The following is a 24455-nucleotide window of genomic DNA, read 5'->3' on the forward strand; positions in this document are numbered from 1 at the left end:
CGCCTCCGCAGCTCGGCCGAAGTTCATGCGGCGGTGGGTGCCCGGAGTCGGCAGTGAACGTCGACGACGCCTTCGACGGCGTGGGTGAGGCGTTCGGCCAGGGGGATCAGGTTGCCGTCCCTGACCTGGCCGGTCAGGGTGGCGATGCCGTGGGACACCGTGACCTTGACGGCTTCGTGGGAGAGCGGGAACAGGCGCTTGACCACGTTCTGGCGGATTTCCGCGGTCAGGTCCTGGTCGGTGCGGAGGAAGACCTTCAGGAGGTCGGCGCGGCTGACGATGCCCTTGAGGGTGCCGTCGGCGTCGACGACCGGGAGGCGCTTGATGTGGCGGTCGGCCATGAGGCGGGCGGCCTGGGGGAGGGTGGCGTCGGGGCGGATGGTGACCGCGGGGGTGGTCATGAGGTCCCCGGCGCGGGTGGAGCCGGCCTTGGCGGTGTCGCCGAGGTGGCGCATCTGCTCGATCAGGCCGGGGCGGTGCTCGTGGAACTCCTCCTTCGGGAGGAGGTCGGCTTCGGAGACGACGCCGACGACGCGGCCTTCGCCTTCGAGGACGGGGAGGGCGGTGACCTTCCACCGCTCCATGGCGGCGGCGATGTCCTTGAAGCCGGTGGTGGGGGTGACGGCGATGACCCTGGTGGTCATGACGTCGGCGACGGTGTACGGGGTGGAGGTCATGGCGGGGTCCTCAGCGTGCGTAGGCGAGCGGGGTTCCGCTGCCCTGGGGGGCGAACAGGTCGAGGAGCCGGGTGCGGGCGGAGTCGAGCCGGTCGGCGATGACCGAGGCCACGGCGGTGGAGACGGACCGGCCGACGGCCGAGTCCTCCCGGCACAGCTCCCGTACGGCGGCGGCGTCGAACTCCAGGGCGCGCACCTCGCGGGAGGCGGTGGCTCCGAGGTGCCACGTGTACGGGCGGAACATCCAGGACCAGCCGAGCAGTTCGCCGTTGCCGAGGGTGTCGACGACGGCGTCCTTGTGGCCCGGGACGTGGGTGTCCAGGTCCACGCTGCCGCACTCGATGATCCAGAACTTCTCGGCCCGCTGGCGCTCCTTGAAGATGCGGGTACCGGCCGGGAACGTGACCTGGTGGGAGTGGGCGAGCAGGGCCTCGCGGGCTTCCGGAGCCATCTCCTCGAGGATGCCGTGCATGGTGCTCATGGTCTGCCTCCAACCCTTCCCCCTCACCCTGCGCCGGGCGTCGTCCGGGCCGGGAGGGCCGCGCGGTGCACACCGCGGGGCCGTCCGGCCCACCTCAGCGGACCAGGACGGCCTCGCCGGGCCTGGGTACGACGGCCGTCCAGCCCAGGTCGCGGTCGATCCGGTCCCGCAGGGTCTCGGAGGCGGTCTCCTCGCCGTGGACGAGGTAGGTGGTGTGCGGGGCGGGGGCGGCGCGCAGCCAGTCGATGACCTGGCCGGCGTCGGCGTGCGCGGAGAAGTGCGGGACGTCGGCGACCTCGGCGCGTACGGGCACGTACTCGCCGAACATCTTCAGCGTGCGGGCGCCGTCCACCAGGTCCCGGGCGCGGGTGCCCTCGGCGGCGAAGCCGACGATGACGACCGCGTTGCGGGGGTCGGGCAGGATCCGGTGGAGGTGGTGCAGGACGCGGCCGCCGGTGGCCATGCCGGCGGCGGAGACGATGACCGCCGGGCCAATGGTGCTGTTGATGTCGATCGACTCCTGGACGGTACGGGCGGCCAGGAACGGTTCCGGGCTGATGGCGGCCTCGCCGGCGGCGAGGATCTCGGGCCGTAGCTCGGGGGAGTGGGTCCGTACGGCGTCGCGGTAGACGTCGAGGGCGGCCAGGGCCATGGGGCTGTCGACGTAGACGGGCACGTGGCGGGGCAGGGTGCCGTCCCGGCGGAGGGCGGCGAGTTCGTGCAGGACGACTTCGGTGCGGTCGATGGCGAAGGCCGGGATGACGACCGTTCCGCCGCGGGACAGGGCGCGGGTGATCACCGAGGCGAACTCGCGCTGCGCGGTCTCGTGGTCGTGGCGGCGGTTGCCATACGTCGACTCCATGAGCAGGACGTCGGCTCCGGTGAAGGGTTCGGGCGGCAGGAGGAGCGGGTGGCCGGGGCGGCCGAGGTCGCCGCTGACGGCGAGGGTGTGTCCGTCCTCCAGGGTCAGGTGCGTCCATGCGGAGCCGAGGATGTGGCCACCGTGGTGGAGGGTGAGCTTCGTACCGGCGATGATCTCGACCTCGCTGCCGACGGGGACCGGGTCGAAGAACTTCACGGTGTGGTCGACGTCGTCATCGTCGTAGAGCGGCCTCGCGGGCCGGTGTTTGGACCAGCCGTGCCGGTTGGCGTGCTCGGCGGCCTCCATCTGGAGCTTCGCGCTGTCGCGCAGCACGATCTCGGCGAGACGGGCGGTGGCGGCGCTGGTCAGGACGGGGCCGCGGAAGCCGTGCCGGACCAGGCGCGGCAGGTAGCCGCAGTGGTCGAGGTGGGCGTGGGTGACGACGACGGCGTGGATGTCGCGAGCGTCGCAGGGCAGCTTGTCCCAGTTGCGGCGCCGCAGGTCCGCGACACCCTGGAAGAGGCCGCAGTCGACGAGGATCCGGGCGCGGTCGCTCTCGACGAGGAACTTGCTCCCGGTGACCGTCCGTACACCGCCGAGGAAGCTCAGCAGGGCCGGGCGGACAGATGAGTGCGGGGCCGGCTGGGACATGGCAGCGGCCCTCCCTTCGGGACGGGTGCCGGATTCCACCGTCGCACCGGCCGGTCTCCTCGGGAGGGGCCCGACCGGTCCCGGGCAAGGGGCCGACCGGCCCAAGCGGGGCGAGGGGATACGGGCACAGCCTGGCGGTGACCCCCTTCCGCACCGCACACAGAGAGAAGGCCGCGCCATGAGGGCACTCGTCTTCCACGGGCCCGGACAGACCTCCTGGCAGGACGCCCCGGACCCCTCGGTCAAGGACGCCGCCGACGCGATCGTCCGGGTCGACGCCGCCACCATCTGCGGCACCGACCTGCACATCATCGAGGGCGACGTCCCCGAAGTGGAGCCCGGCCGGATCCTGGGCCACGAGGCCGTCGGCACGGTCGTCGAGACCGGCGGCGACGTGCGCACCGTCCGACCGGGCGACCGCGTCCTGATCTCCTGCATCTCGGCCTGCGGACGCTGCCGCTTCTGCCGCGAAGCCCGCTACGGCCAGTGCCGCGGAGGAGGCGGCTGGGTCCTGGGACACCTCATCGACGGCACCCAGGCCGAGTACGTGCGCGTCCCGTTCGCCGACCTCTCCGTCCACCCGCTGCCCAGCGCCCTGCCGAGCCACGAGGCGGTCCTGCTCGCCGACATCTTCCCCACCTCGTACGAAGTGGGCGTCCTCAACGGCAGCGTGCGCCCCGGCGACACGGTCGTCGTGGTCGGCGCGGGCCCCATCGGGCTGGCCGCCATCGCCACCGCACGGCTCTACAGCCCGTTCCGGACCGTCGCCGTCGATCTCGCCGCCTCCCGCCTGGCGGCCGCGCGGGACCTCGGCGCGGACGCCACCGCGAGCGCGCAGGAGGAGCCGGAACGGCTGGTGGAGGACCTGACCGACGGCCTCGGCGCCGATGTGGTCATCGAGGCCGTCGGCGTTCCCGAGGCCTTCGAGATGTGCACCCGCATGGTCCGCCCCGGCGGCCGGGTCGCCAACATCGGCGTGCACGGCAAGCCCGCCACCCTCCACCTCGAAGACCTGTGGATCAAGGACGTCACCCTCACCACCGGTCTCGTCGACACCTACTCCACCCCCATGCTGCTGCGGATGATGGCCGCGGGCCGACTGCCCGGCGCCGCGCTGGTCACCCACCGCTTCGAGCTGGACCAGATGGAAGAGGCGTACGACGTCTTCTCCCGCGCCGGCGACACCGGCGCCCTCAAGGTGGTGCTCGGCGGGCCGCAGCACGACACGGTCGCCGTACCGCCCCAGGAGCAGTGATCGTCATGATGAGCATCCCGCGAACGCCGTCCATCCCCCCCGGCGGGACGACCGGACGCACCGATCTGGGCCGTCGTCTGGCGGCCCGCCGCGAGGCCCTCGGCCTCAGCCGCGAGGAGCTGGGCCGGCGATGCGGAGCAGACGGCAACTACATCGCCTACCTGGAGGACCACGCTGCCTCTCCCTCCACCGGCACCCTCGTCCGAGTCGCCGACGCCCTCGGGATCACCGTCGACGACCTCACCGGTGCCGGAGCCGACCGTGTACCAGGCCGGTCCACCGCACGGCGCGACGCCGTACTCGTGCCGTTGGACGAGAGCGAATGCCGGAGGCTGCTCGGCACCCACGGGGTCGGCCGCATCGCCGTCTTCACCCCCGAAGGCCCGGCCATCGTCCCGGTCAACTACATGGTCGCGGGCACCGCCATCGCCTTCCGTACGTCGGCGCAGGCCGTCGTCGCCCGAGCCGTGGGAACCGAGGTCGCCTTCGAGATCGACCACATCGACGACGTCGATGCGGACGGGTGGAGCGTGCTGGCCGTCGGCGAACTCGAGGCCGCCACGGATGACGAGCGGCAGCACCTGGCCGTCATGGCCCGGTCCCAGCCCTGGGCCGGTGGTATCCGCACGCACTGGATGAAGATCACCCCTGTCCGGATCACGGGCCGTCGCGTGGTGCACGGCTGATGGCCGCGCTCGTCGGCGTCGGGACGGGACGCCGGCCGTGAACACGTTCCGGCACTGGGAGTACCCCCGCTACGACCCCAAGACCGAGAGGCTGGTCGAGTCCCTGTGCACCCTCGGCAACGGCCGCTTCGCCACCCGGGGCGCGGCCCCCGAGAGCACCGCCGGCGCCGTCCACTACCCGGCCACCTACCTGGCCGGCTGCTACAACCGGCTGACGTCCACCGTCGCCGGGCGCACGGTCTCCAACGAGGACATGGTCCGCCTGCCGGACTGGACCGCCCTGCGCTACCGCTGCCTGCCCGACAGCGCGCCGCCCGGCGACTGGCTCACCCCTGACCACCCGACGCTGCGCCACTGCCGCGTCTCGCTGGACCTGAGCACCGGAACGCTCACCCGTCGCATGCTCTTCCACGATGCCGAAGGCCGCCGACTCGGTGTGACCCATATTCGCCTCGTCCACATGGGCGACCCGTACCTCGCCGCGCAGCGCACCGTCTTCACCGCGTACGGCTGGAGGGGGCGGATCGAGGTCGAGTCCGTGCTCGACGGCGAGGTCACCAACGCCGGCGTGGATCGCTACCACGCCCTGGCCGGAGGCCATCTCGTCGCGCACCGGGCAGGGGTGGAAGCGGAGGGCATCGCCTGGCTGGCCTGTACGACATCGGCCTCCCGGGTACGGATCGGGCTTGCGGTCCGGACGTCCTCGCGGCCGCTGACGAGTGTCGACACGGCGTGTACGGCCGGCACCACGACACAAACGTCCGTCATGCCGATCCGGCGTGGGCGGCCGGTCGTGGTCGTGAAGACCGCTGCCCTGTTCAGTTCTCTCGACCGTCCTTTCGCCGATCCCGTGCGACGCAGCATCGAGTACGCCGGCCGTGCTCCGGATTTCCCGACCCTGCTTGAGTCCCACCGGGCGTCCTGGCAACACATCTGGAATGAAGGGGGGTTGAGGACGGCAGGGGAGACCGGCAGGATCCTGCGCCTGCACGCCTTCCACGTCCTGCAGACCCTCTCGCCGCACACCGCCGAGCTCGACGCCGGCGTCCCCGCCCGGGGCCTCCACGGCGAGGCGTACCGGGGCCACGTCTTCTGGGACGAACTGTTCGTCCTGCCCTACCTCGCCCTCCACTTCCCCGAGACCGCCCGCGCACTGCTGATGTACCGGCACCGGCGGCTGCCCGCAGCCCTGGAGGCGGCACGCCGGGGAGGTGTCAGAGGGGCGATGTTCCCCTGGCAGAGCGGCAGTTCCGGCGTGGAGGAGACGCAGCGGGTGCACCTCAACCCCCGCTCCGGCCGCTGGCTGCCCGACCACTCCCGCCTCCAGCACCACGTGAACTCGGCCATCGCCTGGAACGTCTGGCAGTACGGCCTCGCCACCGGCGACACCGGCTTCATGCACGGTCCTGGCGCCGGACTCCTCCTGCACATCGCCCGCTTCTGGGCGGACTCCGCGGACTGGGACGGGGACCTGGGCCGCTACCGGATCCGCGGCGTCGTCGGCCCGGACGAGTACCACGACGCCTACCCGGGCGCCGCCGTGCCCGGCATCGACGACAACGCGTACACCAACGTCACCGCGGCCTGGGTGCTCGCCCGCGCCCTCGACCTGGACCAGGACCTCCCGGCCGCCCGACGCGCCGAGCTCCACGCACACCTCGGCCTCGGCGCGGACGATCTCGCCGTGTGGGAGGAGATCTCGCACCGCATGTACGTCCCGTTCCACCGTGATGTGATCAGCCAGTTCCACGGCTACGGCGACCTCGCCGAACTCGACTGGGACGCGTACCGCGCCCGCTACCACGACATCCGCCGCCTCGACCGCATCCTGGAGGCCGAAGGCGACACCCCCAACCGCTACCGGGCGTCCAAACAGGCCGACACCCTCATGCTCGGCTACCTCTACCGCCCCGCGGAGCTCGCCCGGCTGTTCGTCCGTCTCGGCTACGTCCTCGACGACGAGCTCTGGGCGAGGACGGTCGCGTACTACCTCCGCCGGACCTGCCACGGCTCCACGCTCAGCAGCCTCGTCCACGGCTGGGTCCTCGCCCGTCAGCAGGGCCCGGACGCCTGGCGGTACTGCCAGGAAGCCCTGCTCAGCGACATCACGGACGTCCAGGGCGGCACCACCGGCGAAGGAATCCACCTCGGCGCCATGGCCGGCACCCTCGACCTCGTCGAACGCGGCATCGTCGGACTCCACCCCGCCACCGACGGCCTGCACATCGACCCGGTGCCGCTCTCCGAGATCCCCGGCTCCGCTTTGTCGGTCTGCTACCTCGGCCACCGTGACGTGCGTATCCGGTTCCGGCCGGGCCGACTGGGTGTCCGCGTCCCGTCGTCGCTCCTCGGCCCGGTGCCCCTGGTCCTTCCGGGTGGCCGGCACGAGCAGGTGGCCGCCGGCCAGGAACGGTGGTTCCGCCTGCCCGGGGGGTGACGGGCCTGCACACGGCCTCACCTGGGGAGACGCCGTACTCCCGGTCTGCTCGCGTGGCGGTGCGCGCGTGACTCGCACACGCTGGACGTAGAGACCCGGAAGGGGTGAAGGGCGTGGACACGCAGCATGAGGCTCCGCGGATCGTGGTGGGCCTGGACGGATCGCGCTCCTCCCAGGCCGCACTGCGCTGGGCGGTACGGTACGCAGCCCTGGTCGGCGGGAAGGCGGAGGCGGTCACGGCCTGGGAGGTCCCCGGCGAAGCATCGTGGTCGGCCCCGGCGGTGGACGCCACGTTCGACGAGGAAGAGGCAGAGAGGCTCCTGGTGGAGGAGGTCCGCACCGTACTCAGCGAGGACGGCGCCGCCCTGGTGCACGAGCGTCTGGTGCACGGCCACCCGGCCGAGGTCCTGGTGGACGCGGCCAAGGGAGCCGACATGCTGGTCGTGGGCAGCCGCGGGCGCGGCGGCTTCCGTCGTGCCCTGCTCGGTTCGGTGAGCCAGCAGGTGGCCCTGCACGCTCCGTGCCCGGTGACCATCGTCCGCCCCGACGTGGCCGTCGAGTAGATTCCGCCCTGCCGTGGGCGTGCAGCGGCGGCCTGCGGTGCGCTGCCGTGTTTCGGCACGCCCACCCACCGAGGTCGTGCACGTCGGTTCCTGCCCGGTGCGTGCGACGGAGCGTCCGCGATGGTCGCTCGCGACCTGATGGGCGGAGAGGACGTCCGCGTCAGTGGCGCGTTCGCCCCCATTGGTACCCGCTCGTGGGCCGATCGGCCCCGTGCACGGGCGGCCCAGGCGGCCCGGCACCCTGGCCCGCTCGGCACTGCGTGCGGGGTGGGGCGCGGCGTGATCGTGGAACCCGGACGCCCCTCACGGCGCCGCTTCCCGAAGAGGGTGACCACGATGCAGCGCACACGGATCCAGACCCGGCCGAGGCAGCCCCGCCAGCCCGCTCCGCTGGACCTGCGCACACCGTCCGGCCGCCCCCTGCCGTACTGAGCACCCGCACCGCCCCGCAGGCCCGGAGGACGTCATGAACAGCACACGACGCGTCATTCCGTTCACCCAGCTCTGCCGCAACGACGTCAGCCGCGTGGGCGGGAAGAACGCCTCACTGGGTGAGCTGATCGTTCAGCTGGCCTCGTCCGGCGTGGCCGTACCGCCGGGCTTCGCCACCACCGCCGAAGCCTACGGAGAGCTACTTGATCGGCACGGGCTGCGCACCCGCATCGAGGAACAGCTCGACCGCTTCCACGACGGCGTCGCGCTGGAGGACGTCGGGCGGGCGATCCGGTCGTTGATCACGGCCGAATCCCTGCCCGAGGCGCTCCGGGACGACATCACCTCCGCGTACGAGGAGCTGGGCCGCGCGGTGGGCCGGCCCGAGCCCGAGGTCGCCGTGCGCAGCAGCGCCACGGCCGAGGACCTGCCCGAGGCCAGCTTCGCGGGCCAGCAGGAGACCTACCTGAACGTGTGCGGAACCGAACAGCTGCTGGATGCCGTACGTCACTGTTTCGCCTCCCTCTACACCGACCGGGCCATCGACTACCGCGAGCGGATGGGTTTCGACCACCTGCGGGTCGCGCTCTCCGTCGGTGTCCAGGTGATGGTCCGTTCCGACCTGGCCGGCGCCGGGGTGATCTTCACCCTGGACCCCGAGAGCGGCTTCCCCGGGGTCGTCGTGGTCAGCGCGGCCTGGGGGCTCGGTGAGACCGTGGTCAGCGGGCAGACCGACCCCGACGAGTACACCGTCTTCAAGCCCTCACTCAAGGACCCGGTCCTGAACCCCGTCATCGACGTGCGCGTCGGCGCCAAGCGCCGCAAGGCCGTCTACGCCGCGCACGGACTCACGGACACCGTCGACACCACCGCCGAGGAGCAGGCCCGCCGCGTACTGACCGACGCCGAGGTACGGCAGCTCGCCGAGTGGGCCGTCGCCGTCGAGGAGCACTACGGCTGCCCGATGGATCTGGAGTGGGCCAAGGACGGGATCACCGGCGACCTGGCGGTCGTCCAGGCCCGGCCCGAGACCGTCCAGTCCCGCCGACGTGCCACGACACTGCGCCGCTGCCGCCTCACCGGCACCCCCGGCGAGGTCCTCGCGGAAGGCATCGCCGTCGGCGAGGCCATCGGCGCCGGACCGGTGCGACGGCTGGACACGCCCGTCGACCTGGACCGCTTCCCCGCGGGTGCCGTACTCGTCACCTCGATCACCGACCCCGACTGGGAACCGATCATGAAGCGGGCCGCGGCGATCGTCACCGATCACGGCGGCCGCACCTCCCACGCGGCGATCGTCAGCCGGGAGCTGGGCGTGCCGGCCGTTGTCGGCACCGGGAACGCCACCGAAGTCCTGCGCGACGGCGACCACGCCACCGTCTCGTGCACGGAAGGCAGCCGCGGCAAGGTGTACGCGGGCCTGCTGCCGTACGAGGAGACCGAGACCGACCTGGCCACGCTGCCCGCCACGCGGACCCGGGTGATGCTCAACCTCGCCGACCCGTCTGCTGCGTTCCGCTGGTGGCGGCTGCCGGCCGACGGCGTGGGACTCGCCCGCCTGGAGTTCATCGTCGCCCACCAGGTCAAAGTCCACCCCATGGCTCTCCTGCACCCCGACCGCCTGGACGCCGCCGACCGCTGCGCCGTCGACCAGCTCACCGAGAGCTGCCTCGACCGCACCGCCTACTTCACCGACCGCCTGGCGTACGGCATCGCCCGGATCGCCGCCTCCCGCTGGCCCGACCCGGTCGTCGTCCGCACCAGCGACTTCAAGACCAACGAGTACGCCAAGTTGCTCGGCGGCCGGCCCTTCGAGCCGGTGGAGGCCAACCCGATGATCGGTTGGCGCGGTGCCAGCCGCTACTACAGCGACGGCTACCGCGACGGCTTCGCCCTCGAATGCCGGGCCCTGCGCCGGGTGCGCGACGAGATGGGCCTGACCAACGTCATCATCATGATCCCCTTCTGCCGCACACTCCGGGAAGCCGACCAGGTGCTCGACGTGATGGCAGGCGAAGGACTCCGCCGAGGCGAGAACGGGCTCAAGGTGTACGTGATGGCGGAGATCCCCGCCAACATCCTGCTCGCCCAGGATTTCGCGGCACGCTTCGACGGCTTCTCCATCGGCAGCAACGACCTCACCCAGCTCACCCTCGGCGTCGACCGCGACTCCGAGGCACTCGCCGACGTGTTCGACGAGAACGACCCGGCCGTCACCGGCCTCATCCGGATGCTCGTCCCACGGGCTCGGGCCGCAGGGCGTCCCGTGGGCCTGTGCGGTCAGCGTCCCAGCGACGACCCCGCCTTCGCCGCCTTCCTCGTCCACGTCGGGATCGACTCGGTCTCCGTGGCCCCGGACAGCTTCGCCGCCGTCAAGCAGCACGTGGCAGCGGCCGAGGAGCGCAGGCACGGAGAGGGCCGAATGGTCCCTGCCGGGAACCGTCCGACCCAAGCGGAGCCGCCGCCGGCCGCGTGACAGTGGCTTCAGGCCGCACAGGGGAGAGAAGGAGGCACGGCCATGACCACCAAGCGAGTCCTGGTCGCCTACGGGACCAGGCACGGCGCCACAGCAGGCATCGCCGAGCAGATCGGCAGGACCCTCTCCGAGGACGGCCTCGAGGCCGTCGTGCTGCCCGCCGACGGCGTCCGCGACGTCCGCGGCTATGACGCCGTCGTCCTCGGCGGCGCCCTCTACGCGGGCCACTGGAGCGGCCAGGCCAAGCGCTGCGCCGAACGCAACGCCGAATCCCTCCGGCACCGCCCGGTGTGGCTGTTCAGCAGCGGCCCCCTCGACCGCTCCGCCGGGCAGCGCGACATCCCACCGGTTCCCGCTGTCGCCCGGCAGATGCAGCTCATCGGCGCACGCGAGCACAAGACCTTCGGCGGCAGCATCACGGCCCGCACCCCCGGCCTCCTCGCCCGGTCGATGCTCCGACAGGGCAAGGGCGGGGACTACCGCGACCCCGAGCGCATCCAGGAGTGGGCCCACCACATCAGCGCCGAGCTCACCGCCGCCTGAGCGCGACGGCCCGGCTCGCCGGCAACGCAGGGCGGAGGTGCGCCATGCACGACCGGACACCGGAACGGGGTGGCAACCCGCTGCGGCGAAAGGCCGACCGCACCCGCGGCCGTCTGCACGCCACCTTCGCCGTGGCCTGCGTGATCGCCGTGATCTGCGGTGTCGTCGTGGGACGGACCGCCTGGACCGAGGCCGGGCGCGCCGCCGAGGTGGTCGCGCGCCATCGGCACTCCGTGGCGGCCGTCACGGTCGGCGAGACCACCTACCGGGCCGGCGACCGACCGGGGCAGCGGACCATCACCGTCGCCCCCGCCGACTGGCAGTATCCGACGGGCCGCGCGCACACCGGCACCGTCCCCGTACCGGCGAACGCACGCAAGGGGGACAGCGTGCGCGTGTGGGTCGACGACCACGGCAGCGTCGCCTCGGCGCCCCGCGGCACGGCCGAGATCGCGCTGGAGGCATTCGGTCTGGGCGCGGTGGCGCTCACCGTAACCCTGCTGGTGTCGGGTTTGCTCGTCCGTATCGGTCTGAGGACCGTCGACGCCCGCAGTGCCCGGGCGTGGGAAGCCGAGTGGGAGGAGGTCGAACCCGTCTGGACCGGCCGCCTGCGCCCCGATCAGGGAGCGGACGATGACTGACCGGGTGGCCGGCCCGACACTCGGGCGGGACGACACCCCGGATCCCCTTGAGCCCCTTCCCCTGCTCCGCCGCGAACTGCACACGGGGCCGCTGGGCCTGTCGAGCCGGGAGGCCGCCCGCCGACTGGCGGTCTACGGCGCGAACGAGGTCCGTCGCACCGCGCAGCCGAGCGTCCTGCGCGAACTCCTGCGGCAGCTGGTCCACCCCCTGGCCCTGCTGCTGTGGGCAGCCGCCGTGCTCGCCTTCATCGCCGCCATCGACGTGCTCGGCTGGGCGATCATCGCGGTCGTCCTCGTCAACGCGGGCTTCGCCCTCGTCCAGGAGCAGCAGGCCGAGAAGGCCGTGGAGACCCTGGCGCAGTACCTGCCGGCGCAGGCCCAGGTGATCCGCGACGGCCGGCCACAGCACGTTCCCGCCCGTGATCTGGTGCCCGGTGACCTCATCGTCCTGGCGGAGGGCGACCGGATACCCGCGGACGCCCGCCTGACCGAGGGCGGCATAGAAGCCGACCTGTCCATGCTGACCGGCGAGTCCACCCCCGTCGAGCGTGTGGCCGGGCCGGGTCTGCAGGCGGTGCCGCTGCTGCAGGAGCCGAACCTCGTCTTCAGCGGCACCAGCGTCACGGAGGGAGGGGCGCAGGCGATCGTCTTCGCCACCGGTGACCACACCGAGCTCGGCCGGATCGCCGCCCTCAGCCAGCGCACCCGCCGCGAGCCGAGCCCGCTGGAGAAGCAGGTCAAGAAGGTCGCCTGGCTCATCGCCGCGGTCGCCGTCGCCATGAGCGCGGTGTTCCTCGTGACCGGCGTGGCGGTGGGGCTGCCGGTGACCGACTCGCTGATGTTCGCGATCGGCCTGCTCGTGGCCAACGTGCCGGAAGGGCTGCTGCCCACCATCACCCTGGCCCTCGCCGTCGGCGTCCGGGTCCTGGCCCGGCAGGGTGCGGTGATCAAGCGGCTGAGCGCCGTGGAGACGTTGGGTTCCACCAACGTCATCTGCACCGACAAGACCGGCACCCTCACGCGGAACGAGATGCGCCTCCACACGTCCTGGACGCCCGGGCACCTCACGGAGCCCGGGCCCTGGAGTGCCGAGCTCATCGGGGCGGCGGCCCTGTGCACCACCGTCACGCGGGAGACCGACGGTCTGCTGCACGGAGACCCGACCGAGATCGCGCTGGTGGAGGGGGCCGCACAGCACGCCGTTCCGCCGGACCTGGCCGACCGGGACGCCGGACGCCGCGCCTGCTTCCGCTTCGACCCGCGCCTGCGCCTGATGTCGGTGGTCCAGGCGCCGGACGGAGGCCGCCTCCGCGTCATCGTCAAGGGCGCCCCGGAAGCCGTCCTGTCACTGCTCGCGGGCGGAGAGCCGGCCCGGCAGGCACAGGACGCCGCCGACGCCCTGGCCGCGGACGGCATGCGGGTGCTCGCCGTCGCCGTCCGGGACCTGCCGGCCGGTGCCGCCGTTCCGGCGCGGCGGCAGCAGGCCGAGCGGGACCTGCGTCTGCTCGGGCTGGTCGGCCTCTACGATCCGCCGCGCCCGGAAGTGGCGGCCGCGGTCCGGCGCTGCCACGAGGCGGGCCTCACCGTGCACATCGTCACCGGCGACAGCGGCGCCACGGCCGCCGCGATCGCCCGCGCCGTGGGCATCGGAGAGCCGGGACTGCGGGTGATCGCGCAGTCCGAGGCGGTCGACGACCACCACCTCGACCACATCCTCCGGCAGGACGGTACCGAGACCGTCTTCGCGCGCTCCTCGCCCGAGACCAAGCTGAAGGTGGCCGACGCCCTGCGGAGCCACGGCCAGATCGTCGCCATGACCGGCGACGGGGTGAACGACGCCCCCGCCCTGCACCGCGCCCACATCGGCGTGGCCATGGGGCGCTCGGGCACGGACGTGGCCCGCGAGGCGTCGACCATGATCCTGACGGACGACAATTTCGCCACCATCGTCACGGCGATCGAATCCGGCCGCCGGGTCTACGACAACGTCCGCAAGTTCATCGTCTACATCTTCGCCCACCTCACCCCCGAAGTCGTGCCCTTCCTCGTGTTCGCCCTCTCCGGCGGGGCGGTCCCCCTGCCGCTGACCGTGCTCCAGATCCTCGCCATCGACCTCGGCACCGAGACCCTCCCCGCGCTCGCACTCGGCCGCGAACGCGCCGAACCGGGCGTCATGAACCGGCCGCCCCGCCCCAGCACCCAAGGCGTGATCAACAAGGACATGCTGGTCCGCAGCTGGGGCTGGCTGGGCACCGTCTCCGCCGTCCTCGTCATGGCCGCGTTCTTCTCCGTCCTGTGGCGTGCAGGCTGGCACCCCGGCGACCCGACCGGCCCGGGCACCCCGCTCCACCACGCCTACCTCACCGCGACCACCGCCACCTTCGCCGGCATCGTCACCTGCCAGGTCGGCACCGCCATCGCCGCACGCACCGACCACGCGGCCTTGCGGGACATCGGCCTGTTCACCAACCCCCTGCTGCTCGCCGGCATCGCCTTCGAACTCGCCTTCACCGCGGCGCTCGTCTACGCGCCCCCGCTCCAGCAGCTGTTCGGCACCGCGGCCCTGCCGCTGGACGTCGTCCTCCTCATCGCGGCCTTCCCGCCGCTGGTCTGGGGGACGGACGAGATCCGCCGCTGGGTCCGCCGCCGGCACTCATGAACCCACCGGAGGAACACCATGACGCACACCACCGAGTGGAAGACCCGCATCTACCTGTTCGAGGAAGAGCACACCACCAAGGCCCGCGTCGAGCTGGACACCGGCACCACGAGGCTCACCGGGCACGGCACCGCGCGCTGCAACCCCACGGACGTGGACGTACCGGAGATCGGTGACGAACTCGCCGCGGCCCGTGCCATGGAAGACCTCGGCGCGCAGCTGAAGCGTCTCGCCTACGGTGACATGGAGGACGCGGGCACCCGCCCGTGAGCGGGGAGCCGTCCCGCCCTGATCGCACGGTCGGGCTGCCGGCAGAGGCGAGTCGCCGACGTCACCGGATCTCCAGAACCTCCGTCACCGGCCGACGCGGCGTCGTGGGTCCCTGGGGGCCGTAGCCGAGGCGGATGACCATCTGTACGTGGCCCATGGCCTCGGCCGGGTCGCGGACCGTCCACCGCAGCTCCCGCCATTCCAGCGGCTGGGAGGTCATCGACGTGGACAGGCCGTCGGCGGTGGCCTGGAGGAGGACGCGTTCCAGCGCCTGGCCGGCGCGCAGCCAGTCGGCCCGCGTGTCCCCCGCGGTGCCGAGCAGGGCCAGCTGCGGCCTCTTCTCGAAGACGGCCCAGCCGCGGTCCGGCAGGTTCCGGGAGCGGCCGAAGTCGCGCACGGGGGAGGGCCCGCCGGAACTGCGCGGGCCGAACGCGGCGGCCGGGATGCCGTCGCCGCGCGGGCCGGTCGCGCCGCGTACGGGCGCGGTCCAGGCGGCGGTCTCGGCCCGGACCAGCGGATCGGTCTCCTCCCGGTGTTCGGCGTCCCGGACCAGCCCGAGCACGGTCTCGACGTGCCAGTCGCCCGGAACCACCAGCCGACAGCCCTCCATGCGGGCCGCGGCCTTCAGGCCGTCCAGCAGCGCCTCGGGTACCGGCTCGTCGCTGAACGGGTCGCGGCTGGTGTGGCGGCGCCCGAGGGCGTCGTGCAGGGCCGCCAGGTCGTGTTCCTCAGCGGCAGGTTCGCCGATGGCCGCCGTGGCCAGCAGCCACGGCTCGGAGTCGTCGGGCAGGAGTCGCACCCGCACCGGGTGCCGGTGCCAGGCCGCGGAGACGCGCAGGTTGAACAGTGCCGCGGCGCAGCCGAGGTGGAGGGCCCGGTGATCCGGATCGGTCCGGGTCAGGGCGCGATCCGGATCACCGTGCAGTTCGATGACATGGCCCGCTGAGCGGAACACGAACTTCCACGGCTGGGCGTTGTGCATGGAGGGAGCGCTGACGGCGTCGCCGACGATCCGGGTGACAACAGTGGGGTCCAGGTGTGGTGCGGTCACGGGACTGGTCCTGTCTGTGCGTCCTCAGTCGTGCGCCACGACGGCGACCGGGGAGGTGGCATGGTGCATCACCGCATGGGTGAGGGGGCCGATGTGGGCGCCGAGTGCCGAGCGGCGGATACGCCGTCCGACGACGACGAGCGCCGCGCCGGATGCCGCCTCCAGGATCTGCACGGCCGGCTGTCCGACAACGGCGCGGGAGTCGACTTCGAGCTGGGGGTACTTCGACCGCCACGGCTCCAGCAGCTCCCGAAGGGTGGCCTCGAATCCGTTGGCGATCTCCTCCTCGACGCCCGGGTCGAGGGAGGGAGCGTAGGAGAACATGGGCGGTGGTGACCACCCGTGGATGACGACGAGCGGGCAGGAACGCCGATGGGCCTCATCGCAGGAGAAGGCGAACAACCGGTCGCAATTGCTGCTGAGGTCCACCCCGAGCACCACCGGTCCGTAGGGCCTTGCCCGGCCGGCCGGAGCGTCGTCCCGGCTTCCGTTCGCCCGTACGAGGACGACGGGCGTCTCGGTCCTGGAGATGGTGTCCGAGCCGGTGGATCCGACGAAGAACCCGGCGACCGGGCCGAGCCGGCGTGAACCGAGCACCAGCAGGTCCGCGTCCGCCGCGGCCGACGCGAGGGCTTCGGCTGCCGCGAGCCCGTCGATCCGGCGGCTGCTGATGGCCAGCGCGGGGTGCTCACGCGCCAGTCGCTCCCGGGTGCCGGCCAGGAGATCCTCGGTCGAGCGCCGGCGGGATTCCGGAAGGGGCACGGCGAACGGCGCGTGCTGCGGCCAGTCCTCGACGTGGAGCAGATCGAGATCGGCGCCGCGCAGTTCGGCCTCCTCGGCCGCCCAGTCGGCGCAGACGAGGTCCGCGCCCGAACCGTCCAGCCCCACTGTGATGCGGTTCGACATGGTGTTCCTCCTCGGTTCCCGGATCCCGCTGACATCAGGCTCCGATGTTCGCCGGGGGATCGGCAGGCCCGATCGGTCCGGCCGTTCGGCCCCCCGTCACACGCTGTCAGCGGCGACCGGGGCACAGGTCAGTCTGTTGTCGACGTCCACGACTCCATCGACGCTCTGGCAGAGCCGGACGACCACGGGCAGCAGCTCGGGCCGGGGCACCGTGCCGCTGAGCGTCACCGACCCGTCCTCCACGTCGACGGTGATCGAGGAAGGCGCGATCCCGAGGGAGCGGGTGAGGACGTCCTCCACGATCTCCTCGGAGATGGCACGGTCCGGGCGGAGGAACAGCCGGATCAGGTCGCTTCGGCTGATCACGCCGATCACCCGGCCGCCGGCGTCGACGACCGGCAGCCGCTTGACCCCGTGCCGCTGCATCACCCGGGCCGCACGGACCACACTCCACTCCGGGCGGGCCGTGACGGCCGGGCTCGTCATGAGGTCTTCGGCCGTCGGCGTACCGCCGACCGTGCGCCGACGGAGCAGGTCGGCTTCCGACACGACACCGACCGGGTGTCGGGTCCCGTCCACGACGGGCACGGCCGTGATGTCGAACTCCTGCAGGAGCCGGGCGATTTCCTTGAACGCCGTGGCGGGGCGGACCGTGACGGCGGTCGGCGTCATCAGGTCGGCGACCCTGCGGTGCCTCATGGCGGCCTTCCTCTCAACCGGATACCGGGACGGTGAAGTCGGCCTCGACGCCCACGACGCCCGGTACGGTCCCGGCGGCGCGGACCACGACGTCCTCCAAGGCGGGATCCGGCAGCGATCCGTGCAGGTGGGCGATTCCGCCGGAGACGTGCACATGCACTTCGGCGGAGCCGCGCGGGATCAGTTGATGCATGATCAGCTCGCGGACCTCGGAGCCGATGTCCGCGTCCGGGCGCAGGTACACCTTCAGCAGGTCGCCGCGGCTGACGACGCCGACCAGGCGGCCGTCGCCGTCGACCACGGGCAGGCGCTTGAGGTGGCCGCGCGCCATCAGGCGCGCCGCGGCCGGGATGGTGGAGTTCCTCGTGACCGTCACCGCGGGGCGGGTCATCAGCTGCCCCGCGGTGGTCGCGCGGTCCGGGTCGGTGCCCTGCGCCTCGAGCAGGAGGTCGGCCTCGGAGACGACGCCGGCCACGTGCCCGTCCTCGGACAGGACGGGGAGGGCGCTGAGGTTCCACATCCGCAGCGCCTCCACGATGTCCTTGAACGCGGTGCCGCGATTGACGGAGACCACGGCATGGGTCATGACGTCGTCGACTGTGCGCATGTGCTTCATGACTCTCCTCTGTGAACGGTCCGCGGAGGGTACGGACTCAGCCGTGGGCGACGACGGCCACGGGCGCTGCCGCGTGGTGCAGTACCGCGTGGGCGACCGGGCCCAGGTGAACGCCGAGCGGCGAGCGGCGCAGCCGGCGACCCACCACGACCAGTCCCGCTCCGTGGGAGGCGTGGACGAGCCGCTCCCCTGCGGATCCCATGAACACGTTCGAGGTGACCTCCACTTCCGGAAACTTGTGACGCCAGGGCAACAGCATGTCGTCGACCATGTGCGCGACGCTCCTGCCGATGTCCCGCTCGTTCTCCGGGTCGAAGAAGGGGACGTACGTGTACGCGGCCGGCATCTTCCAGCCGTGCACGGCCCGCAACGGGCATCCGCGTCGTTCCGCCTCCTCGAAGGCGAAGGCGAGCACGCGATCGCCGGCCTCGTGGATGTCGACGCCGACGACGATCTCCGCGCCGTCACCGGTCCCCGGGCCGTCCGGGTCGTCGGCGACGCGGACGAGGACGACCGGTGTGTCGGTCGCGATCACGGTGGACATCGCCACCGAGCCGATGAGGAACCCGACCACACCGCCCAGGGCACGCGAGCCCAGGACGAGCAAGGAGGCGTCCGCGGCCTCGGCGGCCAGCGCGGCTGCCGGGCGGCCCGTCGGGCAGCGGGTCGTGACCTCGAGCTGCGGGTGCCGTCGGTGCAGCTCCTGTGCCGCCTCGGCCAGCGCCTGGTCCGCCCACCGGTCCACGTCCTGTCTGCCGATGCCGGGGACTACGGGGTCCAGGGGCCAGTCGACGGCGTGGACGAGCCGCAGCGGAACCTGCCGCAGGACGGCTTCCCGGGCGGCCCACCGGGCCGCCGCCCGGCTCTCGGGGGAGCCGTCGACGCCGGCCGTCACGTGGTTCTTCATGATGACGAGCTCCTTGGTCGCGGTGGGCCGGCCTCACCAGGGCATCGCGTGACGGGCGTGCCCGGCATGGTGGGCCGTCATGTCGTCGTACCTGGCCGTGACGCGCGATGCGACGGCCACGACTCCGTCGACGCGTTCGATGAGGCCGAGCAGTACGGACAGCTGGCTCTGGCGTTGCACGGTGCCGTCCAGGGTGACGATGCCGTCCACGACATGCGTCTCGACGTCGCCGACCGGTACGCCCGCGACGTCCCCCAGCACGTCGTGGACGCGTCGGCGTATCTCGGCGTCCGGGCGCAGGAACATGCGCAGCAGGTCGCGGCGGGTGACGATGCCGACGAGGCGGTCCTCCACGTCCACGACGGGCAGCCGTTCGATGCCGCGGCGCGTCATCAGGCGGGCCGCGTCAGCCGCAGCCTCCTCGGCGTGGACGGTGATCGCCGGCGTGGACATGAGATCCCCTGCTGCGGGAGGTGCCGTCGGCGCACCGCTGTGCGGATCGGGCCGGGTGTTCGGGGACGCGCCGGCCAGCAGGTCGGTCTGTGAGACGACACCGAGCACGCGGTCCTCGTCGTCCAGGACGGGGACTCCGGAGATGTCGTACTGCGCGAGGAGCTTCGCCACGTCCTTGAAAGCGGTGTCCTTGGTCACGGAGACGACCTTGTCGGTCATCAGGTCCGCCACCTTGATGTGTTTCATGAGGTCCTCCTGCTGTTCCGGGTCATGGGCGGCCGATGTCCTGAGCGGCTGTGTGCCCCTCACCCTCCGCCTGAGCGGAGGGGGAATCGAGGGCCGAACGGTCCCGTCCCGGGACCGGACGGACCAGCCGGTCCGGGGGCGTATGTGCCGCCCGGGACCGATGGGGCCCTTTGGCCCCGGCAGTGGTCCCGGGCGGCCCTCCTGCCACGGCATCACGGATGCCAGCGTGGGTGGTGTCCCCATCGGCTTCTCGGTTGGGAGTAACCGTGGAAAGCACCATCCGTACCCCGGACGCCAGCTCGGTCACCGTCGGCGTGGACGGCTCGGAGCAGGCGCACCACGCCGCTCTGTGGGCCGCAGGCGAGGCCGTACGCCGCGGCCGCCCCCTGCACATCGTCCACGGGGCCGACACCGAGGGCAGGGCGCTCTACGTGTCGCCGGAGACCATCGAGAAGGTCCGCGTCGCGGGCCGGGAACTCCTGGACGACACGGCGAAGGCCGTGGCCGCCGAGTACCCCGGTCTGCACGTGACCACGGAGTTCAGCCGTTCGGACGCCGTCACCACCCTGCACCGGGCCGGCGGCCTGTACGGCACGATCGTCGTGGGCAACCGCGGCCTGGGCGGCTTCAACCCGCTCATGCTCGGCTCCGTCGGCCTCGGCACGGCAGCCGGTGCCAGGACCCCGGTCATCGTGGTCCGCGGCGTCGAGGAGACGGAGGAACGGGGCACCGTCCTCGCGGCCGTCCGCGACGAGCACGACCTCGTGTGCGCCCAGTACGCCGCCCGGGAGGCCGAGCTGCGGAAGGCGTCCCTGCGCCTGCTGCACGTCTGGAACATCTTCCAGTCCGTCGGCAACGTGGCACCCATGCTCGACGACGTCGACGAGATCGCCGGCCGGCATGCCTCGGCCCTGCAGGCCGTCACGGACACGGTCCATGACGAGTTCCCCGGCCTGACCGTCGAAAGCCATGCGGAGAAGAGCGTCTCGGTGGCCGGCGTGCTCGTCGAGGCGTCCCGTCACGCGGACCTGCTCGTCATGGGCGGCCGCCGTGCCCCCACGCCGCTCGGACTCGGTCGCAACCTGGGCAGGGCCACCCATGGGGTACTGCACCACGCCCACTGCCCCGTGCTCCTCATCCCCCGTACGGGGACCGGTTCCGGGAGCCGGTCATGACCGGCCACGGGGCAGCCGCGCAGGACATCCTCGTGGGCATCGACCCGGTCAGGGAGTGGCACCTTCCCCTGGCCTGGGCCGCTGACGAGGCCCACCGGCGCCGGCTCCCGCTGCGCCTGGTGCTGGCCGTGCCACCCCCGCGCGACACCCACCATGTGGACCACACCCCCCGGCAGACCGCCCTGCGACGAGCCGGCGCGGAGCGTGTCGAGCAAGCCCGGGACTGGGCCCACGGACGGCACCCCGAGCTGGCCGTCGCCGGTGACGTGCGGGACGGGTTCCCCGCACCCGTCCTCGCAGGCGCGGCACAGCACGCCCGCATGGTGGTGCTCGGCTCCCGGCACCTGGGCCGGGTGGCGGAGGTCTTCAGCGCCGGATCGCTCGTGGTCCCGGTGACCGCGCAGGCCGCGTGCCCGGTCGTCGTCGTGGGCGACGCCGACCACACCACCCAGCAGCCGCCGTACGTCGTCGCAGGCATCGACGGCAGCGCGGCCTCGGCCACGGCGCTCGTATTCGCCTTCGACGAGGCCGATCTGCGCGGCGCGGCCGTCCGGGCCGTCTCCGTGTGGCAGCCGCCCGTTCTCCCGCTCCACAGCCGGGAAGCCGCCCTGCAGGCCCAGCGAGCCCTGCTGGCCGAGACCACCGCGGGGCTGTCGGAGAAATACCCGGACGTGCACCTCACCCACGAGGTGCTGGTCGGCCACCCGGTCGAGGAACTGGCCCGAGCCGCCGAACACGCCCTGGCCGTCGTCGTGGGACGTCGCGGCCGGGGCGGCTACACCGGCATGCGCATCGGATCCACCGTGCACGGTCTGCTGCACCGGGCGCACTGCCCGGTCGTCACCGTCCCGGACGGGTGACGCCGACATGACCAGCCGCACGGCCGACGCACCGGCCGTCCGCGCCCCGGACCGTCCCGGGCTCACACAGGCCGAGGCCGAACGCCGACTGGTCCGCCACGGCCGCAACGAAGTCTCCCCGCCGCGGCCGACGCCCCTGTACAGCCGGGTGCTGGCACAGCTGCGCGATCCGCTGATCATGGTGTTGCTGGGCGCCGCACTGCTGACCATCGCGATCGGGGACCACCCGGACGCCGTCGTCATCGGACTGGTGATCGTCTTCAACACCACCGTGGGGGTCGCCCAGGAGGTCCGGGCGGAACGCGCCGTCGCCGCGCTCTCCGCCCTCTCCGCCCCGCACGCCCGGGTGCTGCGCGACGGAGCCGCACACGAGGTCGCCGCGGCGCTCGTGGTGCCCGGGGACACCCTGCTGCTGGGCGAAGGCGACATCGTGGCCGCGGACGCCGACCTCACCGAGGCCACCGCGCTCCTGCTGGACGAGTCCATGCTCACCGGCGAGTCCGAACCCGTCGAAAAGGCCGCAGGCGAGACGGTGTCCGCCGGCACCGTCGTCGTACGCGGCCGGGCCACCGCCACCACCACGGCCACCGGCCCGGCGAGCGCCCTCGGCCGCATCGCCGCCCTGCTCGACGGCGACCGCGAGCCGACCCCGCTCCAGCGGCGGCTCGCCTCCCTCGGCCGCGTCCTGGCTGTCGTCACCATCGCCCTGTGCGTGCTGTTCTTCGCTCTGGGCCTGCTGCGCGGCCTGCCCCTGAGCATCATGGCCGTCACCGCCATCAGCCTGGCCGTGGCCGCGGTGCCCGAGTCCCTGCCGGCCGTGGTCACCCTCGCCCTCGCCCTCGGAGCCCACCGGATGGCAGCCCGTGGCGCTCTCGTCCGGCGCCTGCCCGCCGTCGAGACCCTGGGCTCGGTGAGCGTGCTGGCCACCGACAAGACCGGCACCCTCACCGAGGGCCGCATGGTCGTCCAACACCTCTGGACGCCCTCCGGAGCCGCCGACGTGTCCGGCAGCGGCTACGCGCCGCGCGGCGAGCTGACCCGGACGGGGCACCCGCTGACGCCCGAAGAACTCCGCCCGCTCCGGGAGCTGCTCACCACGGCGGCCCTGTGCAACGACGCGAGCCTCAAGCCGCCGCAGGCCGGATCGGACACCTGGGCGGCCGTGGGCGATCCCATGGAGGCCGCACTGCTGGCAGCCGCTGCCAAGGCCGGCTGCCCGGGCCCCGCCGAGCTGCACCGGGCCTGCCCCCGGATCGCGGAAGCCCCGTTCGACAGCCTCCGCAAGCGTATGACCACCCTGCACCACCTTCCCGACGGGAACGTGCTGGTCTGTCTCAAGGGAGCCCCCGAGGCCGTCCTCACCCCCACAGTGCTGGCCGAGCCGTCCGAACGGCTGGACCGGGCCCGTGAGCAGGCGGCCTCGCTGGCCGCGGAAGGCTTCCGCGTCCTGGCCGTGGCAGGCATCGAACGGATCCAGTGGCACCTGCCGGCCGCCGCGGCCGAGCAGGGACTGCACCTGCTCGGCCTGATCGCCATCAGCGACCCGCCGAAAGCCGCCGCCGCCGCGACCCTCGCGGCATGCCGGGACGCGGGCATCACCTCGGTCCTGATCACGGGCGACCACCCCGCGACGGCACATGCCATCGCCGCGCGCACCGGCCTCGTCCAGGACGGGAAGAGCGGTGAGGTCGTCACCGGCCCCGAGCTGGCCGCCGCGCCGGACACCGACCTGACCGCCGTCCGCGTCTTCGCCCGCACCGACCCACAGCAGAAGCTGGACATCGTCCACGCCTGGCGGGCCCACGGCGCCGTCACCGCCATGACCGGCGACGGCGTCAACGACGGACCCGCCCTCCGCCAGGCCGACATCGGCGTCGCCATGGGCGCCCGCGGCACCGAGGTGGCCCGTCAGGCCGCCGACCTCGTCCTCACCGACGACGAACTCTCCACCGTCGTCACCGCCGTCGAAGAGGGCCGGCGCGTCTACGACAACATCCGGCGTTTCCTCGTCTACGCCATGGCCGGCGGAGCCGCCGAGATCCTCGTCATGCTGCTCGGCCCGCTGCTCGGCCTGCCCCTGCCGCTGCGCGCGGGGCAGATCCTGTGGATCAACCTGCTCACCCACGGCCTGACCGGCATGGCCATGGGCGCGGAGCCCGTCGCACCCGAGGCCATGCGGCGCCCGCCCCGGCCGCCGGACCAGCACATCCTTGCCGCAGGCGTGTGGCAGCGCCTCCTCGTCCTGGCCGCTGCCGTCACGGCGGTCAGCCTGCTCGCCGCCCTTGCCGCCCGGGCCATGGACCTGCCCTGGCAGAGCGTGCTCTTCCTGGCCCTCCTCGCAGCCCAGCTGGGCGTGGCCCTGGGGCTCCGGGCCCGCCTGCTGACCAGGGCGAACCTCTTCCTTCCGGCTTCCGTGGCGGTATCCGCGGCGCTGGCGACGGCCGCCCTGCACGTCCCCGCCCTGCGGTCACTCCTGGACACCGAGCCAGTGGGCTGGACCGGTGTCTGGCTCGCTTCAGCAGCTGCCCTCGCAGCGTTCGCCGCCGCCCGCCTCCTGCGGGCCGCATTCCGCAGAAAGGCATGATCATGAACGCGTACGCACCTGAACACGCCCCCGGTATCCACGCCGAGGTAGGCGACCAGATCGTCGTGGGCGGCCCCACCGTCGGCAAGCCCGGCCGGGACGGGGAAGTCGTCGCCCTCCACCACGCCGACGGAACCCCTCCGTACGACGTCCGCTGGTCCGACACCGGTCGTACGTCCGTGTTCTTCCCGGGCCCGGACGCCCACGTGCGGCACCTGCACGACAGGGCGGCGGCACGGCCCGCCGACAGAACCGGCAGGACGGAGCAGTAGCTCCCGGCTGAGCGGGACACCCCCTCCGGCCGGCGCTACGGTGGACACGTGGT

Annotated in this window: 22 protein-coding genes; 13 read left to right on the forward strand and 9 right to left on the reverse strand. The window is 72.6% G+C overall.

Annotated elements, in window-relative coordinates; translation table 11 throughout:
- Positions 1 to 23: 23 nt before the first annotated feature.
- From ACIPXB_RS01655 to ACIPXB_RS01665, 3 genes are all read right to left on the reverse strand, one after another.
- Complete coding sequence (locus tag ACIPXB_RS01655; RefSeq protein WP_401443117.1) at positions 24 to 677, reverse strand: CBS domain-containing protein; 654 nt, start codon at positions 675 to 677, stop codon at positions 24 to 26.
- A gap of 10 nt (positions 678 to 687) precedes the next feature.
- Entirely contained in the window at positions 688 to 1158 is a 471-nt protein-coding gene (locus tag ACIPXB_RS01660) for a cyclic nucleotide-binding domain-containing protein (RefSeq protein ID WP_401443120.1), read from the reverse strand.
- 94 nt (positions 1159 to 1252) lie between these two features.
- A complete protein-coding gene (locus tag ACIPXB_RS01665; RefSeq protein WP_401443122.1) occupies positions 1253 to 2671 on the reverse strand; it encodes an MBL fold metallo-hydrolase RNA specificity domain-containing protein in 1419 nt (472 codons plus the stop codon).
- A gap of 178 nt (positions 2672 to 2849) precedes the next feature.
- Here ACIPXB_RS01665 and ACIPXB_RS01670 point away from each other — a divergent pair, with 178 nt between their 5' ends.
- From ACIPXB_RS01670 to ACIPXB_RS01710, 9 genes are all read left to right on the forward strand, one after another.
- Positions 2850 to 3926 (forward strand): alcohol dehydrogenase catalytic domain-containing protein, encoded by a 1077-nt coding sequence (locus ACIPXB_RS01670; RefSeq protein ID WP_401443124.1) that lies wholly within the window; start codon positions 2850 to 2852, stop codon positions 3924 to 3926.
- Between the two features lie 8 nt (positions 3927 to 3934).
- The gene (locus ACIPXB_RS01675) at positions 3935 to 4612 is read left to right on the forward strand and encodes a helix-turn-helix domain-containing protein (protein ID WP_401443126.1); all 678 of its coding nucleotides are present in this window, start codon (positions 3935 to 3937) and stop codon (positions 4610 to 4612) included.
- A gap of 37 nt (positions 4613 to 4649) precedes the next feature.
- Positions 4650 to 7049, forward strand: a complete 2400-nt coding sequence (locus ACIPXB_RS01680) for a glycoside hydrolase family 65 protein (RefSeq protein ID WP_401443128.1) — start codon at positions 4650 to 4652, stop codon at positions 7047 to 7049.
- 113 nt (positions 7050 to 7162) lie between these two features.
- Positions 7163 to 7612 (forward strand): universal stress protein, encoded by a 450-nt coding sequence (locus tag ACIPXB_RS01685; RefSeq protein WP_401443130.1) that lies wholly within the window; start codon positions 7163 to 7165, stop codon positions 7610 to 7612.
- Between the two features lie 466 nt (positions 7613 to 8078).
- A complete protein-coding gene (gene ppsA / locus ACIPXB_RS01690; protein ID WP_401443133.1) occupies positions 8079 to 10520 on the forward strand; it encodes a phosphoenolpyruvate synthase in 2442 nt (813 codons plus the stop codon).
- Between the two features lie 42 nt (positions 10521 to 10562).
- Positions 10563 to 11063: a flavodoxin domain-containing protein gene (locus tag ACIPXB_RS01695; RefSeq protein ID WP_401443135.1), complete on the forward strand. Its 501-nt coding sequence runs from the start codon at positions 10563 to 10565 to the stop codon at positions 11061 to 11063.
- A 44-nt stretch (positions 11064 to 11107) separates the two neighbouring features.
- Entirely contained in the window at positions 11108 to 11704 is a 597-nt protein-coding gene (locus ACIPXB_RS01700) for a hypothetical protein (RefSeq protein ID WP_401443137.1), read from the forward strand.
- Positions 11697 to 14363 (forward strand): cation-translocating P-type ATPase, encoded by a 2667-nt coding sequence (locus tag ACIPXB_RS01705; RefSeq protein ID WP_401443139.1) that lies wholly within the window; start codon positions 11697 to 11699, stop codon positions 14361 to 14363. The genes ACIPXB_RS01700 and ACIPXB_RS01705 overlap by 8 nt, the downstream gene beginning before the upstream one ends.
- A gap of 18 nt (positions 14364 to 14381) precedes the next feature.
- Positions 14382 to 14633 (forward strand): DUF1876 domain-containing protein, encoded by a 252-nt coding sequence (locus ACIPXB_RS01710; RefSeq protein WP_401443142.1) that lies wholly within the window; start codon positions 14382 to 14384, stop codon positions 14631 to 14633.
- 61 nt (positions 14634 to 14694) lie between these two features.
- Here the strand turns inward: ACIPXB_RS01710 and ACIPXB_RS01715 are convergent, their stop codons facing one another.
- The 6 genes from ACIPXB_RS01715 to ACIPXB_RS01740 all read right to left on the reverse strand — a co-directional run bounded on the left by ACIPXB_RS01715 (position 14695) and on the right by ACIPXB_RS01740 (position 19511).
- Positions 14695 to 15684, reverse strand: a complete 990-nt coding sequence (locus ACIPXB_RS01715) for an Acg family FMN-binding oxidoreductase (RefSeq protein ID WP_401443144.1) — start codon at positions 15682 to 15684, stop codon at positions 14695 to 14697.
- Between the two features lie 24 nt (positions 15685 to 15708).
- A complete protein-coding gene (locus ACIPXB_RS01720) occupies positions 15709 to 16590 on the reverse strand; it encodes a universal stress protein (RefSeq protein ID WP_401443147.1) in 882 nt (293 codons plus the stop codon).
- 96 nt (positions 16591 to 16686) lie between these two features.
- A complete protein-coding gene (locus tag ACIPXB_RS01725; RefSeq protein WP_401443149.1) occupies positions 16687 to 17289 on the reverse strand; it encodes a CBS domain-containing protein in 603 nt (200 codons plus the stop codon).
- 13 nt (positions 17290 to 17302) lie between these two features.
- Positions 17303 to 17896: a CBS domain-containing protein gene (locus ACIPXB_RS01730; protein WP_401443151.1), complete on the reverse strand. Its 594-nt coding sequence runs from the start codon at positions 17894 to 17896 to the stop codon at positions 17303 to 17305.
- Positions 17897 to 17942: 46 nt separating this feature from the next.
- Positions 17943 to 18812 (reverse strand): universal stress protein, encoded by an 870-nt coding sequence (locus ACIPXB_RS01735; protein ID WP_401443154.1) that lies wholly within the window; start codon positions 18810 to 18812, stop codon positions 17943 to 17945.
- Positions 18813 to 18845: 33 nt separating this feature from the next.
- Entirely contained in the window at positions 18846 to 19511 is a 666-nt protein-coding gene (locus ACIPXB_RS01740; protein WP_401443157.1) for a CBS domain-containing protein, read from the reverse strand.
- A gap of 266 nt (positions 19512 to 19777) precedes the next feature.
- On the opposite strand from ACIPXB_RS01740, the gene ACIPXB_RS01745 reads away from it, so the two are divergent.
- Genes ACIPXB_RS01745 through ACIPXB_RS01760 form a run of 4 tightly spaced genes read left to right on the forward strand, consistent with a single transcriptional unit; the run spans position 19778 to position 24402 of the window.
- Positions 19778 to 20686, forward strand: a complete 909-nt coding sequence (locus tag ACIPXB_RS01745; RefSeq protein ID WP_401443160.1) for a universal stress protein — start codon at positions 19778 to 19780, stop codon at positions 20684 to 20686.
- Positions 20683 to 21546 (forward strand): universal stress protein, encoded by an 864-nt coding sequence (locus tag ACIPXB_RS01750; RefSeq protein ID WP_401443163.1) that lies wholly within the window; start codon positions 20683 to 20685, stop codon positions 21544 to 21546. Before ACIPXB_RS01745 ends, ACIPXB_RS01750 begins: the two co-directional genes overlap by 4 nt.
- A gap of 7 nt (positions 21547 to 21553) precedes the next feature.
- A complete protein-coding gene (locus ACIPXB_RS01755) occupies positions 21554 to 24130 on the forward strand; it encodes a cation-translocating P-type ATPase (RefSeq protein WP_401443166.1) in 2577 nt (858 codons plus the stop codon).
- 2 nt (positions 24131 to 24132) lie between these two features.
- Complete coding sequence (locus tag ACIPXB_RS01760; RefSeq protein ID WP_401443168.1) at positions 24133 to 24402, forward strand: DUF1918 domain-containing protein; 270 nt, start codon at positions 24133 to 24135, stop codon at positions 24400 to 24402.
- Positions 24403 to 24455 lie beyond the last annotated feature (53 nt).

The organism is Streptomyces sp. NPDC090022 (assembly GCF_044748145.1).
Taxonomy (GTDB): Bacteria; Actinomycetota; Actinomycetes; order Streptomycetales; family Streptomycetaceae; genus Streptomyces.

Excerpts from the sequence above, each read along its gene's own strand:
- ACIPXB_RS01695 (WP_401443135.1), top strand. The coding sequence starts at position 10,563 with ATGACCACCAAGCGAGTCCTGGTCGCCTACGGGACCAGGCACGGCGCC.
- ACIPXB_RS01710 (WP_401443142.1), top strand. The coding sequence starts at position 14,382 with ATGACGCACACCACCGAGTGGAAGACCCGCATCTACCTGTTCGAGGAA.
- ACIPXB_RS01660 (WP_401443120.1), bottom strand. The coding sequence starts at position 1,158 with ATGAGCACCATGCACGGCATCCTCGAGGAGATGGCTCCGGAAGCCCGC.
- ACIPXB_RS01665 (WP_401443122.1), bottom strand. The coding sequence starts at position 2,671 with ATGTCCCAGCCGGCCCCGCACTCATCTGTCCGCCCGGCCCTGCTGAGC.
- ACIPXB_RS01700 (WP_401443137.1), top strand. The coding sequence starts at position 11,108 with ATGCACGACCGGACACCGGAACGGGGTGGCAACCCGCTGCGGCGAAAG.
- ACIPXB_RS01725 (WP_401443149.1), bottom strand. The coding sequence starts at position 17,289 with ATGAGGCACCGCAGGGTCGCCGACCTGATGACGCCGACCGCCGTCACG.
- ACIPXB_RS01675 (WP_401443126.1), top strand. The coding sequence starts at position 3,935 with ATGAGCATCCCGCGAACGCCGTCCATCCCCCCCGGCGGGACGACCGGA.
- ACIPXB_RS01750 (WP_401443163.1), top strand. The coding sequence starts at position 20,683 with ATGACCGGCCACGGGGCAGCCGCGCAGGACATCCTCGTGGGCATCGAC.
- ACIPXB_RS01730 (WP_401443151.1), bottom strand. The coding sequence starts at position 17,896 with ATGCGCACAGTCGACGACGTCATGACCCATGCCGTGGTCTCCGTCAAT.
- ACIPXB_RS01670 (WP_401443124.1), top strand. The coding sequence starts at position 2,850 with ATGAGGGCACTCGTCTTCCACGGGCCCGGACAGACCTCCTGGCAGGAC.
- ACIPXB_RS01735 (WP_401443154.1), bottom strand. The coding sequence starts at position 18,812 with ATGAAGAACCACGTGACGGCCGGCGTCGACGGCTCCCCCGAGAGCCGG.
- ACIPXB_RS01755 (WP_401443166.1), top strand. The coding sequence starts at position 21,554 with ATGACCAGCCGCACGGCCGACGCACCGGCCGTCCGCGCCCCGGACCGT.
- ppsA (WP_401443133.1), top strand. The coding sequence starts at position 8,079 with ATGAACAGCACACGACGCGTCATTCCGTTCACCCAGCTCTGCCGCAAC.
- ACIPXB_RS01720 (WP_401443147.1), bottom strand. The coding sequence starts at position 16,590 with ATGTCGAACCGCATCACAGTGGGGCTGGACGGTTCGGGCGCGGACCTC.
- ACIPXB_RS01705 (WP_401443139.1), top strand. The coding sequence starts at position 11,697 with ATGACTGACCGGGTGGCCGGCCCGACACTCGGGCGGGACGACACCCCG.
- ACIPXB_RS01740 (WP_401443157.1), bottom strand. The coding sequence starts at position 19,511 with ATGAAACACATCAAGGTGGCGGACCTGATGACCGACAAGGTCGTCTCC.
- ACIPXB_RS01655 (WP_401443117.1), bottom strand. The coding sequence starts at position 677 with ATGACCTCCACCCCGTACACCGTCGCCGACGTCATGACCACCAGGGTC.
- ACIPXB_RS01760 (WP_401443168.1), top strand. The coding sequence starts at position 24,133 with ATGAACGCGTACGCACCTGAACACGCCCCCGGTATCCACGCCGAGGTA.